Origin of the sequence: Paraburkholderia sp. RL17-347-BIC-D (assembly GCF_046027915.1) — a bacterium.
GTDB lineage: Bacteria > Pseudomonadota > Gammaproteobacteria > Burkholderiales > Burkholderiaceae > Paraburkholderia.
The window spans coordinates 124704-143953 of sequence record NZ_JARESS010000023.1 but is presented as its reverse complement, the minus strand read 5'-3'; the positions used below and the strand labels follow the sequence as shown (position 1 = coordinate 143953).

Below are 19250 nucleotides of genomic sequence, written 5' to 3'. Positions count from 1 at the left end.
CGGCAGCCGACGGTTGCGCTCGGTTAGTTCAATCCCTCAAGACGGGTTGGCTGGCCGCTTACAGCGATCCGCCGTCAAAGCGAATTCAATTAAGCGTTGTAACTGAGATACACGAATGCGAAAACAGATCACGACTTAATTTGACAGAAATATCATGCGCGCAGGCCAAAAGCCGTAGATGTACCGCATCCGTCATATAGACCAGCGGTTTGCCTAACAACAACGTAAGCGCTGTCTATGCATTCAGCACGGTCAAAGCCTACGCGGGCTGGCTGCATGCTCAGGACAATACCGGCATGGTCGACATTTTCATGTCGGCCGCAAACTCGCCGGCTGCCGCCTTTTCGGCGCCCGTGACGAATACCAACCGCATCGACGATGGCTTCTACGTCGGCACCACCTGGCAGGTCACGACCCCGCTGTTGCTGACTGCGGCAGCCTACTACGATCACTCCCGCAATGCGTTGAACGCCGACGGTACCACGCTTGGCCGTGGCGTCCGCTACTCGGGCGTGCTGCTAGCCGAATACTCACTGTCCAAGCGGACCGAAGTGTATGGCACGGTCGATTTCATCCGCGGCACTGGCGCGGCGCAAGCAGACTTTCCGGGCCGCAACAATCAGACCGGTGTCGCGGTCGGCCTTCGCAACATATTCTGATGTGCATTGCCCGGTTCGGCACCGGGCAACGCATTTCCGAACCAACGGCGCACGCTTAATTGTCCTCGCCGTTTTTTTTGCGCGCAGGTATTGGATTTGCCCCACGCATCACTTGACGCTCGCTAATTGACACCTATGCGCAGTACGAGCAAAAAAAAAGACGCTTCGAAGCCAAGACAGTCAAATACCACCTGTATTTTGTCATCACGCATCTGCCTGCCTTTGACTCCGAGAACCGTAAACTCAAAAAACCAATTTGTCTTGCGAGTCCGCACTAGACTCCTCGCCTAAGACCACGTTTGTGCGATGCAGACTCCAACGTCGCCATTGCGGGCACCACTCAGCCTGGGTGTAGCTCGGCCGGACAATGGATGACAGATCCTATCGAGCCGCGCGATGGTGCGCGAATTTGAACGCGCCGCTCGTCAGATCAAAGAAAAACAGTGATATCCAAGGCTTGCTTCATCCTCCCAGCGGCAGCTTTAAAGCTCTCGCCGGCCACCGGCGCTTGAAGAAACGGTTCGATCAATGCGAACCGTCGGTGAACAGCCCGACGAGCAGGCCTTCCTGGCAAACATTGGCGAAGCACGTATTTGTCGGAACTGTCGAAACCTTCGCGAACGCAGGCAGCAAGCAGACCAAGCGCAAGCGTCGTGTCGTCCAGCCTTCCGCTCTCAAGTGCGAGGGTGCGATAGATTTGAGCAGGTAGCCCAAACACGTATGAAATTTCTGGAAGAACCCGTAGCACAAACTCTCTCGCCGCTTCGCACTTTCCGATGCGACTTTCGGGCGTACCGAACTCACGCTCAAGATCGGCGAGTGTATCGCCTCGCATCCAACGTGCAAGCAGAGGGAATATCCGACTCGCTGCATAGCTCCCACGCGAGACATCATCTTCAAGTTTCTTATAAGGTGCTCCGAAAAGCCCTTCAAGACTCTCTTGCCGAACAAGGTTGGGCATCAAGCCTGGGCGTTCCTTGAGCCAGTTCATCATCCACACATACCATTCGGACAGGGACGCCTCCTGACGGATTGGCACCGAAAGTAGCTGTCCAAGTTCTTGAATAATCGAGACCGGAACTCCCGCCGATGCCGCCAAACGGTGCGCCCATGTCAGGACCTCCGGGGCATCAGGATCTGCTCTACGCAGTGCGATCGCCGCGTCCGTCCGGGACCGAACCCACGCTTTGTCGCCCTGCTGTCTGGCACGAAAAGCGGCAAAGGACCGGTCAATGAGCGCCCTGGCCGGTGCGTCACCTGCTTCCGGGTGCGACGGATCGGGCACAGGCAATCGGCGCACAAAATATGTAGCCATTTCCGAAGCTGGTGTAGTCTGGTCATGAATCTGATCGAGCAATGCCGTCATCGGATCGTCGATAACGAGACATTGGTCACTCTGCGCGAAGATTGTGCGCAAGTCAGCCCAATGTTTATGAATTCTGCTCGTTTCGTCGTTAAAATGAACCACCTTGCTCGGCACGACGAGCACGAACCCATATGACGCATCGCCTGCCCTACCTGCTCGGCCGGCGGCATTCAGAAGCTCGTGAGCTTCCAGTTTTTGCATGCGATCGGCATCTGGATCGAACCGACTGTCGCCCCCGATGATTACCACCTCGCTCGGCAGGTTCATGCCCTGGGCGAGAGTGGACGTCGCGACAAGGACGTTGATACCGTCACTTCGCCTGAAAACCGACTCGTGAAGGTACCGCTCGGCGGGCAGTAGTTTGCCGTGATGGCATGCGCTCGATGACAACAACTTGTCCTGCGCGTCTACCTCTAAGTACAGGTGTTGCGCGCCGCCAAATTCATCCACTGCTACGGAGTAAAAATCCTTCTCGTCGGCCGTGAGCAGGCAGTTCGGAGCGCCAAGTGATGCGGAGAGAGTGTTAGACGCACTGGTTGCCAACTTGATCGTTTGCGTAAATACCAGCGTTTTTAGTCCCTGGCGTGCCGTCGCTTCGGCCAAGGCAGCCGACACCTGATTTCCGTTCGGCGTCAAGTACCAATCGGCGGACTTGGCGGTCGCTGTAGCGAGTGTCACCTTGTCGTCCAGGAGGGGCAATAGCGCGTAATCTTTACGCGCTTGTGATTGCCATGTCTGGTGTAAGCAAAAGAACCCGAAAGGAGATGCCTTCAGCTGTCGTTTGAGTGCTGCGGGTGCCTCCTTATTTTTCACCACAGCGCGCACCTGTCGCAAACGCTGGTTCAGCTCATTGATCTCCCCTTCACCATACACGACACAACCTCGCACTTGTCTGGTCGGTTTCCACTTCAGGCTGAGCGGCAAGCATTTGCGCTGCGTGAGCGTCTCCATCCACGCAGCCATTTCTTCCGTGTTCATCATCATGGCCGACAGAAACAGCAAATCGGCTGCCGGTGCAATTGCCACCAGATTCAAGACCGACAGCATCGCGTCAATGGCGCGGCGGCTCGTTTCCGTCTGACGCGGATGGAGCAGGTGGCATTCGTCGAATACGAGTAGTCCAACGCCTGCAAATACCTCCCCGTTGAAGCTCAACATAGTCAGACAGCGCTCCGGCGTCATAACCGAGATGGCTGGAAGTGCATCCCCGTCTATATCAAGGATCATTTCGTCGGCTCGCTCCCGCAAAACTTCGGAGTCTGGGAAGCTAGCCTGGAGTGCCTTCGCCGTCTGATCGACCAAAGCAAGTGTAGGCGCCAGGAATATAACTTTCACTCCACGAAGAAGCGCTGTGGCTATCTTCAATTCTGAGAGGGTGGATTTTCCGGCGCCCGTTGGAAAGCTGATAGCTGCAGATATACCCGGCTCAAGATATCCGGACCTAATCGCCTGGCGGTGGTTTCGCCACAGGTAAGGCCGACGAGCGGCAATTCTTTGCATCAGGACCGACCAACGACCACCGTCAATTCCGGTCGGCGGAGGCGTTTTGACCAAAGCAGAGGCGGCAAGATCTCGCGAAGCAGACGACAGTAGCGACGCCATGTGCAACGGGCCTGGATAGATGCTAAAGGGCAATGATCCGTCGGTGCCTGGGACGCTATCAAGCCGTTCGACACACAGGCTCTTGACGTAATCAAAGTGCCTCCGAGGATCGGCATCGTCAGCGAAGACATCGGCTGAATCGTTACCGAGCATAGAGTCGGCCAGCGCGCGTACACCGCGTAGAAGCATGAAGTATAAGACTCTGACAGGCTGATCATATCTACCTGCATTCAGTATTGCACCCGCGTTTGGCAATGGGATATCGAGAATCTCCTGAAGCCGACCGTTTGCGAGATGGACGATCGCCGCTAGAAGAGCAGCTTCCACCGCGTCATCCGTGTCGATTGTGATGGATTTCGCCATCTCGGCGGCGTCGGCGCTAGACTCGGCGATAAGAAACAGGATTACCGCAGAGACCTCCGGAGAAATACCTTCGAGCGACAAATGGCTTTTTCGTGAGTCCGTCTGCCTTATCCTGTCCGCCATCAACGTTACATGATGGGCTGCACCTGCGACGAACGCGGCTGCGGCTCGGTTCTCGCGATCCGGCAATGCGGAAACAAGCGCTTCCTGAGAAAAAGCGATGCGGCTCATCTCTTTTGCGATTTCCGTTAGGTGTTCCGGAAACGATTCGTCATCCGTTAATTGCCGCAGACGAATTCTGGCTGAAACGAGTGTCGCATAAGCTTCGGTCAATCGTTGCGGAAGGTCAGCAAGGTTCAGCCCGGGAAGCGGCGGTGCGCTTGAAATGAGCGCAACTGTATCGCTATCAAACATTTGGCTTTACCTCGACTTGTACAGCAGCAATTGCCTTGTCTGCAACTGACTGCATCCATTGCCGGAGATTCTTAACGTGGAACGTCTCCCCTCGCCTCCTCCTGCTTGGCCCTGTCGCAATCTCATCGTAACCTTTGAACAATCGCCGCCGGCCCGCCTCATCGGAATGTGCATCGCCGACAGTAATACTGATGCGATAGTGGCGAACGTTCTTCCAGATAACATTCTGGATCGCAATATCCGGATCTACGTTGGGTTGCGTGGCCAAGAGTCCTATCATTTCCGCAACGAGGACGTTTTCGCGTTCACCGGATTCAAAAGCCTTAAATTCAGGCCAGACATCTTTCTGGATGGTTCTCCGAGGGTTGTCGGTAGCCTTGTCTTCAAAAATTACAGCTGCCGTAACAGTGCCTGATTTATGGTCAAGCTCGAGCTCAAGCCCGTCGAATCCCTTGTGTGCATGATTCGTGTGAGGCGCCCGTATGATGCCACCTGGAGTCGCACGGTGAGCTGCGATCCATGAAAGCACCTGAAACATCCATCCGTCGCGGTGCCACGGATCATCTCCGGCGGAAACTGTAAGAAGCTCGATAGCGCCGGCCGCCGCGCTGTTCGTCGTTGCCGGTGTTGCCAACAACGCCCCCGCAAGAATTCGCTGTACGTGTCGAGATTGACCTAGCGCAACCCGAGCGATCTGCTGGGCAAGAACATCCTCGTCAGCAATGACCCAAGTGTTGCCGCGACAAAGCACGTCGTGCTCGAACGGCGTCAGGTTGATTGACATAAATTCCTGTTGCAGCGCCTTTCAGCGATGGGACCGGTCTGCGAGCGTGCCCAACGAAGTTATCCCAAGCAGTTGGACAGCGATCATTCGCATCGGTTGATAAATAGCCAGCATCAAATTGGCAAAACGGAAGTCTAAATGAAGGTTCGAGTTACCGCGCTTTGTCGTTTTGCGGGCGGGACAAGGCAGTGTGCATATCGTCGAACGCGCCATGGTTTTCCTTTCACTCTATCCGCGCTCGTTTTGCGGGTACTCGCTCGGCTTGCTATCTCCTTCAACCAGCAACTCGCAATCAAGTACCGAGAGCGCCGTTGCCAGGGAAAATGCATACGTCTGCCGAGTATTGGACGCCATGAGTACGCCGAGCGCTGCGCCGTCATCCATGCGCACGATCAGTGCGCCACTGTCACCTGGCGTGCTGAAAGATACCGACTCGTCTCCGTCGCCATCCGGTTCAATCACCATAAGCCTGGAATACCAGCAGGGGCCCTCTTCGTGGGCGATCGTTGCAACAGCACCCACTTGGACGATGCGGCCAAAAGTGAGATCACTGCCCCATCCGATCTTGAAAACCCTGTCTCCTATGCGTGCTCCTGGTAGCCCGCTTGGTGCCCGGAGAGACGGCAACGCGCCTTTGGACCGACCAAGACGGAAATCCATCCGAACATTGGGGTCCAGAACCGCCAGAGCCGCGTCAACGTCGTTAAGCGACACGTTGCCAGCTGAGATGGTCGCACGGGGGCTGCTCGGTATCGCATTGGCGATCGCGGTAACATGCGCCACGACGCCAGCTACCTTGTCAGCCTTTACCGGGGCGCCAATGATGTACTCGGAATCGGGGCCTTTCAGCACGGTGGCCGTTGTCAGCATTGCTACGACGCCCGTAGCGCGAACTTTCACGAAGCAACCCAACGTTCCGGTGCTTCCACCTGCCCCCTGAATCCCAATACCCACCTTTAGCGTGATAGCTCGCCCCGTCCGCAACGATTTCAACCGTCGCATGGATGTCCGAGACGTTGAAGGTCGCTGCACAACGATGTCAAAGTCATGGTAGCGTATCTTGGAATCGCCCGAGCTGTCGCCAGCATCCCTTCTGTTCAAAACATAGTGCACGTCGCTACCTCCGTCTTGCGCACGTATGCAAAATTCGGTATCTGTATTGGCAGCAAAATGAGCGCGCGCTGCGAAATGTGCGTCTGCGATAGCATAGTCAAGTTTGACGTAAGCCTTGCGGTCAATCAGATCCTGAAACTGCAAGAAGGTCTCTGGATACATTGAATGACGCGTCGGATCGTCAATGTCGCTGGGGCGTCCGCGACAATCATCCGCGATTGCCCGGGGAAACAAGCGGTCAATCACCGGCACCGGACCGTGACGGACAACTATTTCGTCTACCTGAATCTCGTCGGTCGGGTAGTCAGGATGGCTGAAACGTACGCTGTGCCGGACGGACTCCGCCCCAGAAAGTACGTCTATATGTCCGCCCCTATATCGAAGACCGCCGAGCTCCCTCAACAGGAAGACGAGAAGACGGTTAAGTATCGACGCATTAAGGTTCAGCGGCGAACGAAATGGCCCGTTCAGATAGACGACGGTGTCCGTCCTTAGCTGCGAGCACACGTGGTCCTTCAGACTCGCAGGAATCTCCATGTCGCGATACTTGGATTCCAGAAGCAATCCAATCGCGTCCGCCTCCATGTGTTCCCTCAGGCGAGCAGCGTCCTGTTTGGACTTCCCGACGAGATCTTCGAGTCTGTCCGCGATATTACTTCGTATAGAACCTCCCGGCCCGAGCGCCTCCAAGACTTCCTTGTCTATTGCCAGTAGTCTGGATTTGATTTCGCCGAGATCGGGAAGCTGGTGCAACTTGAACACGAAGATGGCGTGGTCGAACGCGTTCAGCCGAAGTCGAATCGCATCAATCAGTCCACCGTCGCCACACCCTGTCACAAGATAGTGTCGAGGTACTGGGCCGGTTAGTACAGCCCGCCCGAAATTATCGTTTTCCCAGTATGAGAGGAAACGTAGTCCGGGGATGGCTCTTTCAAGGCCGAATCCAACCGCCAATATTACCGCATCGCAGGCGATTGCCACATTCTGATTGTTACCTTCCGCGAACACCTCAGGCTTATTTGCTGCCGTCCTTCCGATACTGCGCACGTCAAAATCGTAGCGTACGTCCATCGCACTTGCGACTGTCAACCATTCCTCGAAAACGGTATTCGATATCCGTGCTGCCATGCCTGCACCCCAGTTCATGCAAGGCAAATCAGTCAGGAGCGACTCAGACTTCGGATCCGGCCAGTCGAGAATATGCGGATGGATGTATCTGAGCTGACATCCACGCTGCATATGCAAAGGCATCGATTTCCGTTCGAGCAACGTAACCCTTATCCCTGAACGGTAAGCAGCAAACGCGGCAGTCAGACCCGCCAGACCTGCGCCTACTACCAAAACATGCGATCCCTCACGGAGCCTCTTGGTCTCCAGTGATGCCCAAATGAGGTTGAGTGCTCGCTGCTGCTGCGACAGGAAAGTCAACCGCGTCGCCTTCCTGCCAATCCAAAAGACGTTCGAATTGCGGGTAACTTCAAGTCGGTCAAGTACCGTATTCTCAGCGCTCGTCATACTGGACTCCATCAAAAAACACTTGGTCTCAGACGCACCAGCATCGTAGGGCCCCGAGTCGCGAATCGTCAAATCGCTAGCTACCACTAACCTAATGGTGCACAAACCTGCACAAGCAGATTGTTGTCGCGGGTAACGGTGGTCCCTGCTGAGCGGGACGGCGTTGCCGCCGTCGCCCGCGGGACCTGTCACACTAAGGCGCGGCTTGCCGCCCCGGGTGGCGAACCACTACCCGCGCACCACACCTCTACACGCTGCATGAACACTGCGCCAGGCAGTCACACGCGAATCCCGGCTTTTCCTTGCAGGTAGCTCGAGGGCGTGATGACCACCCCGCACCGGAACACGGAGAGCCGCGCCGGCGCTTGAGTGAGCAATACGAAGGGCCGCCAGCCGCGTTCATCGCGATGCAGTCGCCAGCTTAGAACGATACCGGTGTCAAGCGCCTGGCGGTCGTAGCCCAAGGTGAACTACTCAACAATCACCAGTCTCCGTGTCTCGCCAGGATCGCTGGCCCAGACCCACTCTTCGGCCGTGATCTCGGCCTCAACCCGCTCATAGAAACGTTCACCGTTTAACCATTGGGTCTTTGGCGGAATATGACCTTCGTGAGAGCTCAGTTGCGCATAGCCGCTGACACTACTCCAAAGGAAGCTCGCGTAACTATCGACAGACAACAACGATGACAATTCTTGCGCCGCGGAAACCAACAGCGCGCTCCGCCTTTTGACCGTATCGACGGTCCGAGCGCAATCAACTGAACACGGAAAGTGCCAGCAAAGCCCCCTGCCGAAATACATGCCTGATGCGTTGCATTCGGATTTGATTCGAACGAGCCACCCATTGTGACGCGCCAGTTGGTCACCAAACAGGTCACCCCCGACCTCTCTCACGAGCGGCCAATTCTGTTCAAAGTAACGCTGACAGCAGTCGGGGATACCAAGGACGCCGCCGGCAAGGTCCTCTCTGTCTAAAAGCATCGCCTGCCGGGCATCGCTCACCTGCCTTGCAACATATACATGAACGTTCGCGCCAACAGAAGCATTGTCGATATCTTCGACTAGAGATCCAACGTTCGAGAATCCTCCTAGAGATGCATCGTTTGCCACGGAAATAGCAGTGTTCGAGATGACATACGGAATTGCCGCCTCTCGCAGACTGAGGAACAGCGCGCTCCCCGGCAGAGGAACTGACACGCGCGACACCTTGTCACCGAGCCACGCGAGCGTCAACTCTGCTTTTTCAATGGTGTTCAGGTCGGCTCCCTCAATCGCCTTGAGCGGGTCTTTGGAAACAGTTTCTGGGACGGCAAAGCCGTCAATAATACAGTTGGCGAGCGCCCAGCCAAGCCCCATTGCATCCGCGAAGGAAGTTAGCACGTTGAGGTCCAGTGAACTCCTCAGTGACTTAGCCGCACTGCGTAACCGCCCCTCAAGAACTGCGAGTCTGGCATTGATAGTCGCGAGAGCAGCAATATCGTCGGTTGCACCGAACCATAAACCTCTGCGCCTGACGGTTTTCATGGAAGTCCACAACGCATGCACTGCGCCATAGCTCAAAATGCCATGAACGAGACGGGTTGCGGAGCGAGCTCCCCCGGTGAAAGGTGAATATGCGCCAGGGGCGTCAGTCAGCGCCGACCGCGTCGTAGGGTCCAGCATCTGTAAATACGACCAGACGTACGTATGTACCCCTTCGTGCAACAACTGCTCGGCACAGACCACCGGGGCATTGCGGGCAGAGCAGGCGACAAATCCGGGAAGGCGCGGGTTAGAAAACGCGTTTACCTGCCCAGTCTCTGCCGGAAGGTCCAAGACGGCGATCACACATTCGCGAGCGAGCTGATAAGAGCCCGAATGTACCTCTCGTAGCAGATCAAGTGCGTCCGCCACAGAATTAGCGATTTCGGATGTTGACGGTGCATATTCCTGATTGCAACCGACCGCCGCTGCCAGATGGCCTTTGCCTTGAAGCACGACGACGTCAGTCTCGGCCTCAAGAACCGGCTCGGCCTCCTCCAACAGCAGCGTCTGGGCGAAGTGATCAAGCCGTTGCTCAGACGGAGCGAGCATCGCGGCAAAGCTGGCGTCCACCACGGCAGGTCGGGTTACCAACATTCGGAAGCGCGATGCCTCAACCCGTCCCAGCGCTTGAGGCAGCAAGCCTCGCGACGTTGCCTCTTTCGTTAAAAGCAACACTCCAGCGAGATATCGCTTCGAGACAATTTCAGTCGATGTAGGCGGAAAATGCATTTCGCTTTTCGATAATGCCAGCGTCTATTCTGGCCCGCTCAGGTAATGTAATCGGCAGATCACCGGAGTGCTCGAGATCTGCCTCAATTGCTTCGACCAGCTTGCGCCCGATACGAGTGAGTTGCGCATGACGTTTGACGGTTTCAATCGCGTGCAGGCTTTCTCGCACACGTCGATATGCTGTAGTCGGATCGCCTTGTACAGAGAAATGGTCAACTGGATGTAATGCCAACGCCTTATGCATGCTTGCTACGCCGGCAAAAACGTACGCGCCATGCAACACCATCCGTAAAGGTCTTCCATCGTCTCTCCATGGCGAGTAAAACGTCGAGGATTTATCGCTCTCAGGCTCGAAGATTGCGACCGATTCTTCGATCCGAAACAGCATTTGATGCAAGCCTTCGTGCAACAGACATTCGCTAAGATCAAGGAGCGATGGGGTGACAGGCAGATAAACCAATCCCATCGCCTCTTCCCTGCTAGCGCTGCCAATCGAGTCGGATGGGCTGACAAGACCAATCACTGACTTGCATAGCGAAACGATGTACTCCACCGAAGGAAGCCCAGAGTGCGTCACGCAAGTCACCGCAGCGCTCACGCTCCGGGCCCACTCCCTGTTCGCCCTTTCGCCGCCGAGCTGCGGGAAGGGCTGAAACTCTGGTCTGAAGAGACTAGGATTCAGATACGGCAGTTCAAGACTTTTTGCATGCCCCAAGGCCACCGTTCCGGCTGACACAAATGCTCCATGCCCCGTAACCAGTCCAGTCTGCGGGACCACCTCCAGATGACCGCCTACGGCATCAAAAGCTATCCTGCCGTTGCTCACAGTCATCACACTTGTATCGATGTCGGTGAGCGGCTCATCGATTTGCAACATCCCCAAACCATCGATGTATAGACGGTCCGGAAGTTTTGCGCGGATTTTTATCTCAAGCGTTTCTCCCCACCGGGCGGCGTGCCCAGCGAGAATACCGATCAGCTGCAAGCAAAGTAGTTCATAGAGCCTCTCTTTGCGACTTTGGTCGAGCGTGAGATGGGCGATAACCTCGATTGGATGCGCTTCCTTGTCGAGCGTCGCAACGACTTTACCGCATGCATTGAGCCAAGCTCGAGAGCCTGGAGTATCGCGAAGCATCTCGAGTACGTTTGACCGGTTCAGCTCGGCGGTGAGCTCGGGTGCGAATCTCTCGATGCTAGCCAGAAGCTTGGGAGCATAATAATTCCTGCGGATCCGAAACGCCCGGCCGCTTGCAATCTCAATATCCCGAGGCGCGATGAAATCAAATACGCTAGGCCGCATTACACCCTCGCCCACGAATGTATCTGGACGTCTCTGTAATCAGCCATTTCAGGTCTTGGCAGTAGACAGATGGATTGTCGAAGCCGTTGGACTCAGAGAATCGATGGGGGAAGTAACCGCCGCCGCAAACATTCTTCACGTCACATGACAGACACTTCGCACTGAGCTGTTGCTCTCCTGACTGCCGAACCTGTATGGAGGGATGGCTAATGATGTCCGTAACACTGTTGCGCCGCACGGTCATTCCGGTCACCTGTGCGCCTGCGCCCGCGCTCTTGATACAGTCGACGGCCTCGTAATCACCTGCCGTACTGATCGTAATCAGCGACGCCGGTGCGAGATTCATCGCTTCGTAGACACCACCGCGCCCCAGCAACTGGCTGATGATGTTGACGAAAAAACGAATATTTGTGTGCGGGTGCCGCCCTCGCGTCCACGCCAGAAATATCTTCCAGTACCAAAGTCCGTACTCGAGCGATTCGGGGTGCTCCCGCGGAGGGGGCCGGTTCCAGTTGAAATGTGGAAGCAGGAAATCGATATCTTTCACACCAAGAGCAGCAAGCTCGTCGAACACCTCGATCGGGTCATTCTGCAGGTCAATTACGGCAAGGATCCCGGTCAGCAAGGACCCCACGCGCTGTTGGAGCAACTTGATTCCCGCTCGGGTTGATTCGTACGTGGAGTGATGAAGCTTATCAAGCCGATGTCGGTCATTTGCCTCACGATTGCCATCAAGACTTACGCTGACGGCGACGTTATGGTCGCGAATGAAATCACATACAGAGTCGGTGACTAGCGTCGCGTTCGTCTGGATGGAGAAGCGGACTTTCACGCCGGCCTCCGCACCCGCTCCCTCAAATATCTGCGCATATCGTTTCAGGCGCGCGGGTCCCGCCAACAAAGGCTCCCCACCATGGAAAGTCACGAACACGTCTGCAAGCCGGTGTTCAGCGGCATGTTCGGCAATCCGAGCAGCCAGATACTCACACGTCGAGTTCGACATAAACTTTGGCATGTCTCGCCATGACGAGTCGCCGGTGTTGTACTCGTAGCAGTAGTCGCAATCAAGATTACATCGCGATGCAACCTTGACGATGAACTCATTGATTGGAGTGAGGGATCCTTGTGAGACGTTCATTTTTACTTCCACGGCAGCGCAAACCCCTGCTCTCCAACCGATGGCACAGCGCGCCCGTCAGCAGTGATCTGCCATGGCCGCGCCGCCTGGTGTCGAATTGCGTCGGCAAGCCGGCTGAGTCCGAGCTCCGATAGGGCTGCAACGCCTTCACGGCCGATTCGGACAGCATGTTTGCAGCCCAAACCGCAGGGAAAGAGTTCACCCACCGGCGAAATGGCACCCCAGTCAGCGACGGCCCGGTTAGCCGCCGCATCCCACTGCTCGGGAGAGCCACTACGCCTGACGAGCGCCTCGGGCCATCGCGCCCCGGCACTTTGCAGTTCGGCTACCGCGGCAACGCAGCAATTGGGATATCCGAATACCTCGCCGGCAACTGATGCGTCTGTCACATCGGCGAGCGCAAGTTCAGCCGCAAGGTTCGCGTCGTGGGCAATATAAATCGCCGCAATATCCGCGCGCAATGTGGACGCCGTTGCACCCGAAATATCGCTCCAGCTGCCGCCGCGAGAGCTAGTCTCCAGCATTCTGGTCGAGGAAAAGGCACCCGCCGCTTCGACGGCTTCGGAAAAGCTTTCGACGGAGTCAACACCGACCATAAACCTGAGAGCGGGTTTTAGACCTAAGGCGAACCGTGCAATCTCCGGCGCGGTGGCGATATTCCCACTCTGAGCACAAAGACGCGTCAACGCGGAAGCCAGAAGGACCGGACTTCGATGGATACCGTTCTGCATGGCGACTGGATCGACGTCGAACCTAGTTCAGACGATCTTTTCCTTGACAGCCGACGTGTGAGAAGTATGGCTTCCCGACGAATTATGGCCATTGGTATTTGAATAGTGACCAGCCATGTTCGTGGTCGAAGCTCCATCGAGTTCCTCGGCAAGCCGGCTCAGAACGGAGCTTTCACTTTCAAGCAGATCTTCCAGCGTGACGGAAGCATTGGCTGCAGGTTGAATATCAGTTTTCTTTTCCATAATTGTCTTTAAACTTTAGTCTCGAATCCCCGCGTCTACCAAGTGTAGCACGCGCTAAAAACACCACGGTACGATTTCATCCCTGTCGCGCAAGCAGCGCCGGACATACCTCACTCGCGGCCAACTGACCAAGCGTTTCGAATCGTTCATTCCGTTGCGGCCAAAGGCAGCTTCTGCCCCCGCGGCATGGCAACGCGTGCGGCCTCAAATATGGCCTAGCGCACATATTGAAGACAAAATACGGAATAGCCTGAGGCGCTGTACCTCAGTTAATCACGGGTCGCGCCCCGACGTTTACCGCATAGCGGTTTAGCTATCATCAATTCCAGATCTTCGCCATCCAAAAAAATACCTGGCTCGCAAGCTTGTTCGCACGTCCTTTCGTGGAGTTCTGAGCATGGAAAATCCAGAATCAAAGAGGGCTTTCCCTGCCGCCATCGACCGCATTAAAACTCGGCCAAGATCGTATTGGGTTCGCGTGATCGCTTTCGCAGGCTTGGGGATCCTCGCAAATCTCTATCTGACCAAGCACACTCCTGCGCTGCTCACCACAATTCAAATGGTGTTTAGTAGCAAGATTGAACCCGTCCGAACCGCGCAAACAGCGAGCGCTGCAGTGGTCTTAATTTCCGACGAGGACTATTGGAAAGGACCGCTATCTCGGCGCGCGCCGATCAAACGCGACTTCCTGGGAAAGCTGGTTGAGCGACTTTGCGGGCCCGGACAAGCGGATCTGGTGGCACTCGATTTCATTTTTCGCTCACCGGCGCTTGACGGCACTTTGCAGGATAATAAAGACTACCTGGTGGAAACTGATGCGCTAGCGGACTCTATCAACAAGGTAACCGCCGATAGCACTAGTCATTGCAAAATTATTCTCCCGGTGACTCTTAGCTGCCCTTCCGATCACCGCTGCACTCGACAGGAAACCATACTGGATGGGCGACAGTTCCCACCCGGCAGGGTAGCCTGGGGAAACATCAACCTGCTGAGAGATACGCGACAGGTTCCGGGGCCGGCACCCATGGTTGATGGAACGACTATCGATTCGCTGACCGGCGCGATCGTGCGAGCCATCGACTCGGACAAGCTGCCGGCCATGAGCCCCCACGAAGGAGAGTTTCCCTATGGAACATATATGTCCATGGCCGACTTCAAGGCCGCCCACGTCGTGCTGCAATCAGACGAAGTTCGTAGTATCGACGACGCTGAATTATTCCGCCGCGTCCATGCGAAGTTTGTTCTGGTAGGGGCGGGATGGAGTTCCGACTCGTACCACACGGGGATGCCAGTTGACGGTCATCAGTCTCCAGCAGGACCGATCCCCGGCGTTCTCCTGCATTTGAACTACGTCGCCGCCGTTCTTGACGGCCGACTCATACCAAAGCTATCACAGTACGCAGATTGGGGCATCGACGTTCTGATCGTAGTTCTGATCGCCCTGAATTTCGCCGCACTTGGACACTCAATGTCGCGATGGGCAGTCCTTGCGGTCGTTACAGCCTTTTTTGTCTTGCTTCAATATCTGACTCTGCGCCTTTTTGGCCGGTTTTTTGACTGCACCATACCTATCGTGGTCTTGTTCTTGCACTGGTTTGCGGACGAACAGCATCACCAGTTTGAGCACATAAGAAAGCTCGAACAAGCGAATGCAGAACTTGAGCGCAAGCTTCGGCCACCCGAGCCGCCGCAAGACCGACAATAGATAGGCGATATTGTCGCCAAACTGAAGTCCCTGAGATAACGGAGGCAGCATGCGAAAGATTCTGTTTTTCATACTTACAATAGTCGCCATGGCAACTTCGTCCCTGGCCCGCTCGGAAGATAAACCTCCACCGCCAAAGACCAATTCGAACAGCGGGAACACGGACGAATCCGGTAACGGCTACACCTCTACGACAGGCGGAGTTGCGCAACTTCAGGGAACGCAACCAAGTGCAGGGTCAGCAACCGCAATGGCTTCTAGCAAGTCTGCAAGTCGCAAACTCGCTTTGAGCGTCCGACGCGCCCTTTCCAAAACGCAACAACTGAACGTTTCTAACATTGCGGTACGCGCAAGAGGGGGCGCCGTAACGCTAACTGGTTCGGTTCCTGAAAACGCACAAATCGAACAGGCTGGCGAGGTAGCAAAAGGGGTGGCCGGCGTTACGTCGGTCACGAACAAGCTGAGCATCCAGTCCCAATAGAAATGCACGAATCGGCCTGGGTCGCGGTAGAGACAGTACGGGTAAAACTGCATCAAGGCGCACAACGCTCCGTGAACAGCCAGATCGCCCAACTGCGCTGTCACTCGGGCTATCGCCACCTCAGTTCGCAACTGCGCGCCTTCTCCGCCCCTGTAACGGTCCAGCACATCGCCGCCCGGTGCATTGAGGGTCGTGGCTGCAACTGACTATGGACGCGAAACGCGATCTGACGCCAATCGCGGACAGCTTCGCCCATCGACCGCATCATTTAACTGAATGCCGCCCGCACGAATTCCTGCCATTGGTGGAAAAACTCGACGCCTTGCTGGGACCGACAAACCCGCAACAGGAGACAGGAACACTTGCTTGAACAGTAGTCATTGGCCGAAGTCCGAAGCCTACTCTGGATGAGCGTACGGCGGCCGGCCTTGCAGCGCGATTGCCGAAGCGCTGACTAGCGCCCAGAGGTGACCAGCTCAAGCGACGCGGCACACGTACTTTAAGCCCGATGCCAGAACGAACGCAGGAACCACGACAGATGCTCGTCTTCGAAATCTGAGGACAAATGGTACAGTGCTTTGATCCGGTCATCTGTCGAAGAATTGCCATGCATCATCGCGAAATAGACACTGTCGGTTTTTTCGAAAGCCAGAAGGCGCTTGAAATCGCCCCCGTCACTGTACTCGCCACAGATCAACCCGCAGGCGCCGCGTTCCCGCCGCATGCGCACATAAGCGCTCAACTGATCTACGCCATCTCCGGCGTGATGATAGTGCGTTCGGCCGCGGGCAGTTGGATCGTGCCGACTGGTCGCGCAGTATGGGTGCCGGGCGGCGTTCGCCATGAAATCGAAATTACCAGCGATGTGCAGATGCGCACGGTATATGTCGCAGCCGACGCGCGCGACGCGCTGCCGAGCGGTTGCAAGGTGATTCTCGTAAGCGCGTTGTTGCGCGAACTGATCGTAACTGCGGTCGGTATCCACCCGACGGGTGAATTTGGCGACCGAGAACGACGTGTGCTGGAGTTGATCCTCGATGAGATATGTGTAGCCGAGCCGCTGCTATTGCATGTGCCGATGCCGAGTCATCCTGCACTTGTCGAACTGTGCACTGAACTGATTGCGCAACCATCGCTGGCGGCTACGTTGCAAGGGTGGGCTAAACGGGCGAACGTGAATCCACGCACATTCGCCCGGATGTTCCGGCGGGAAACGGGCATGACGCATGGTTCGTGGTGTCGCCACGCGCGCGTCCTGCTGAGTCTCCCACAACTCGCGAACGGCTCGTCTGTTCTCGAAGTTGCGCTCGAGCACGGTTACGACAGCCCCAGTGCCTTCGCGGCAATGTTCCGCAAGGTGCTCGGAGTGCCGCCCAGTGATTATTTCAAATAGTGCTCATCGAGGACGACGACCCGACAATGGATGCTGTCCAAATCGCGACGACGATTTGAACATTTGCGCGCGCAGCGACCCCGTGTTCTCACGTAAAATTTCAGCACCGGTGCGTACTTTTTATGCAACAAAATTCCCGCCCGGCGCTCCAACACTATCGACGGGAGAATTTGACTGGATACGATTCAATGCATGCGCATTTTTTCGGTGGTTGCCGACACCGGTGGTTTTACACGCAGCGCAGAACAACTTGGCCTCTCGACACCGCACGTATCGCGCGCCGTCTCTCAGTTGGAAAGTCATCTCGGAGCTCGTCTTCTACATCGGTCGACGCGTTCAACGTCTCTGACCGATGCAGGTTTGCGCTATCTCGCCCGCGTGCACGAAATCCTAAGTGTGCTGGATGCATCCGAACGTGAAGTGAAGCTCGCATCCGCGGAGCCTCGCGGCACGCTGCGGGTGCATTGCAGTGCGAGTCTGGCCGATCACTTCGTGCTGCCGCTTGCCGCTAGATTCCAGCGTCAATACCCGCAAGTGAACTTCGATCTAACTGTGGCGTCACAGGTGCCTGATCTGATCCGCGCACGCTACGATATTGCATTGATGGCAGCCAATTACCTCCCTGAGTCCACTCTGGTTGCGATGAAGCTAGGGATTATTCAAAGTGTTTTGTGTGCATCGTTGGAATACATTGAGGAACACGGAATGCCGCAATCGCTCGCCGATCTCGCGGCGCACCATTGCCTGCAAATTGGCGGCCCGACATTTCGCGACCGTGAGTGGGTGATGAGATCCGGAACGGAGACGGCCACAGTGTTCATCGATCCTCGGTTAACCGTCGATACCGGACGTTCCCTCGCAATTGCCATTCGACAAGACATGGGCATCGGCCCATTGCCGACGTACATAGCGTCACAGGAGATAAAATCTGGCAACGTTGTTGCAGTACTGCCAGAATACACCGTTAACGAAACCGACCTGTACTTGCTATACACGTCCAAGAAATACCTCGATGCGAAAACACGCGCATGGATCGATTTCACGAAAACGCATATGCAGGTCAGAGGAATTTTGACGTGAGTTGGTCGGGATGTTTTGACATGGTGGTCTTTCCGCGGGGCTTTTTTGTCCTCCGTTCTCGCCTCATTGGGTCTGGACGGCTTATCTCTGTTGCCAAAGAGCGTCCTACCAGGCTTAGCCTCGGGGCCAGCTCTCGCCACAAAACGAAACATCGCTGCGCGAAGCGGCGGTGCACTCTCGGCATCGGCGCCGCCGCAAACGCCGATGCACGACCGAGACGCAAACGCTCCAGCGTTTGGCCTCGGACTTAGCCTAGCGTTCGACCGAAGAGAGCGAATAGCTCGTTCCAGCCGCGTTCGGCGGCCGGCGCGTCGTAGACCGGCGTGTCTGGCTTCATCCAGCCATGCATCTTTCCTTTGTACATCTCGCTCTTGTGCTTTACCCCGGCTTCAGTCAATGCAGCTTCGAAGCGCTTGGCCATTTCGGGAGGATAGCTATCGTCCCGATCCGCTGCGGCCACCAGTACTTCGGCCTTGACCTTGCACAACTGCAGGTGTGGGCTCGTCGGCTGATCGGTGGCCAGATTGCCGCCGTGGAAACTTGCCGCAGCCGCGACGCGATCCGGGTACCAGGCCGCGGCCGTCAATGCCATGCCGCCACCCATGCAGAAGCCGACAGTGCCGACAGTGCCGCCGTTCACGTCACCGCGACTATCGAGATAGGCGAGCAGTGCAGCTGTGTCTTCGGCTGCCTTGTGATTATCGGTGCTGGCCATCAAAGGACCGATCGTCGCGCGGAAGTCGCCCTTCAGCAACTCCTGTGAATCGTACGGACCGTAGGTACCAAATCGATAGAACATATCGGCGAGTAGGACAATGTAACCTTGGCTGGCAACGTGGCTCGCCATCTGGATCATGACGGGTCGGATCCCAAACGCGTCCATGTAGAAGATCACGCCCGGCCACTTACCTTGGCGTTCCGGCGTCAACACCCAAACATTGCAAGGACCGTCTTTGGCCTGGACTGTGATCCGGCACTGGTTGACGCCGTCGACATTCACTGATGCGGCTTCGTTGGAGTTAGACATCGAAAGGACCCCAGTCATAGAAAAGATACAAGAAGACCTGCAAAGTGCTTTCGCTGCTATCCAAACAGCCTGCTGCAAACCGTT

Annotated in this window: 15 protein-coding genes; 6 read left to right on the top strand and 9 right to left on the bottom strand. The window is 56.1% G+C overall.

From position 1 onward, the window contains the following. The first annotated feature begins 209 nt into the window (after nt 1-209). Nucleotides 210-659, top strand: coding sequence for a porin family protein (locus tag P0D96_RS27715; RefSeq protein WP_408316629.1), 450 nt, complete (start codon nt 210-212; stop codon nt 657-659). Between the two features lie 430 nt (nt 660-1089). Here P0D96_RS27715 and P0D96_RS27710 read toward each other — a convergent pair whose 3' ends face one another. The 8 genes from P0D96_RS27710 to P0D96_RS27675 form a co-directional block, all read right to left on the bottom strand. Then, on the bottom strand, nt 1090-4404 hold the full coding sequence (locus P0D96_RS27710) for a DEAD/DEAH box helicase (protein ID WP_408316628.1): 3315 nt from the start codon (nt 4402-4404) through the stop codon (nt 1090-1092). Further along, a complete protein-coding gene (locus tag P0D96_RS27705) occupies nt 4397-5188 on the bottom strand; it encodes a hypothetical protein (RefSeq protein ID WP_408316626.1) in 792 nt (263 codons plus the stop codon). The genes P0D96_RS27710 and P0D96_RS27705 overlap by 8 nt, the downstream gene beginning before the upstream one ends. A 228-nt stretch (nt 5189-5416) precedes the next feature. After that, entirely contained in the window at nt 5417-7816 is a 2400-nt protein-coding gene (locus P0D96_RS27700) for an FAD-dependent oxidoreductase (protein WP_408316624.1), read from the bottom strand. 470 nt (nt 7817-8286) lie between these two features. Continuing rightward, complete coding sequence (locus P0D96_RS27695; protein WP_408316622.1) at nt 8287-10068, bottom strand: aKG-HExxH-type peptide beta-hydroxylase; 1782 nt, start codon at nt 10066-10068, stop codon at nt 8287-8289. Then, nucleotides 10043-11368, bottom strand: a complete 1326-nt coding sequence (locus P0D96_RS27690) for an aKG-HExxH-type peptide beta-hydroxylase (RefSeq protein WP_408316620.1) — start codon at nt 11366-11368, stop codon at nt 10043-10045. Before P0D96_RS27690 ends, P0D96_RS27695 begins: the two co-directional genes overlap by 26 nt. Beyond that, nucleotides 11358-12506, bottom strand: a complete 1149-nt coding sequence (locus tag P0D96_RS27685) for an FxsB family cyclophane-forming radical SAM/SPASM peptide maturase (protein WP_408316618.1) — start codon at nt 12504-12506, stop codon at nt 11358-11360. Before P0D96_RS27685 ends, P0D96_RS27690 begins: the two co-directional genes overlap by 11 nt. A gap of 2 nt (nt 12507-12508) precedes the next feature. Continuing rightward, nucleotides 12509-13237 (bottom strand): hypothetical protein, encoded by a 729-nt coding sequence (locus P0D96_RS27680; RefSeq protein WP_408316616.1) that lies wholly within the window; start codon nt 13235-13237, stop codon nt 12509-12511. A gap of 27 nt (nt 13238-13264) precedes the next feature. Continuing rightward, nucleotides 13265-13480, bottom strand: coding sequence for a hypothetical protein (locus tag P0D96_RS27675; protein WP_408316614.1), 216 nt, complete (start codon nt 13478-13480; stop codon nt 13265-13267). A 397-nt stretch (nt 13481-13877) separates the two neighbouring features. On the opposite strand from P0D96_RS27675, the gene P0D96_RS27670 reads away from it, so the two are divergent. From P0D96_RS27670 to P0D96_RS27650, 5 genes are all read left to right on the top strand, one after another. Beyond that, the gene (locus tag P0D96_RS27670; RefSeq protein ID WP_408316612.1) at nt 13878-15185 is read left to right on the top strand and encodes a CHASE2 domain-containing protein; all 1308 of its coding nucleotides are present in this window, start codon (nt 13878-13880) and stop codon (nt 15183-15185) included. A gap of 49 nt (nt 15186-15234) precedes the next feature. Beyond that, the gene (locus tag P0D96_RS27665) at nt 15235-15666 is read left to right on the top strand and encodes a BON domain-containing protein (RefSeq protein ID WP_408316610.1); all 432 of its coding nucleotides are present in this window, start codon (nt 15235-15237) and stop codon (nt 15664-15666) included. A 208-nt stretch (nt 15667-15874) separates the two neighbouring features. Next, complete coding sequence (locus P0D96_RS27660) at nt 15875-16036, top strand: hypothetical protein (RefSeq protein ID WP_408316609.1); 162 nt, start codon at nt 15875-15877, stop codon at nt 16034-16036. 237 nt (nt 16037-16273) lie between these two features. Continuing rightward, the gene (locus tag P0D96_RS27655; RefSeq protein ID WP_408316607.1) at nt 16274-17059 is read left to right on the top strand and encodes an AraC family transcriptional regulator; all 786 of its coding nucleotides are present in this window, start codon (nt 16274-16276) and stop codon (nt 17057-17059) included. Nucleotides 17060-17251: 192 nt separating this feature from the next. After that, nucleotides 17252-18139 carry a LysR family transcriptional regulator gene (locus tag P0D96_RS27650; protein WP_408316605.1) on the top strand — a complete coding sequence of 296 codons (888 nt, stop codon included), beginning with the start codon at nt 17252-17254 and terminating at the stop codon, nt 18137-18139. A 247-nt stretch (nt 18140-18386) separates the two neighbouring features. On the opposite strand, the gene P0D96_RS27645 is transcribed toward P0D96_RS27650, so the two are convergent. Then, nucleotides 18387-19166: a dienelactone hydrolase family protein gene (locus tag P0D96_RS27645; RefSeq protein ID WP_408316603.1), complete on the bottom strand. Its 780-nt coding sequence runs from the start codon at nt 19164-19166 to the stop codon at nt 18387-18389. Between the last annotated feature and the right edge of the window lie 84 nt (nt 19167-19250).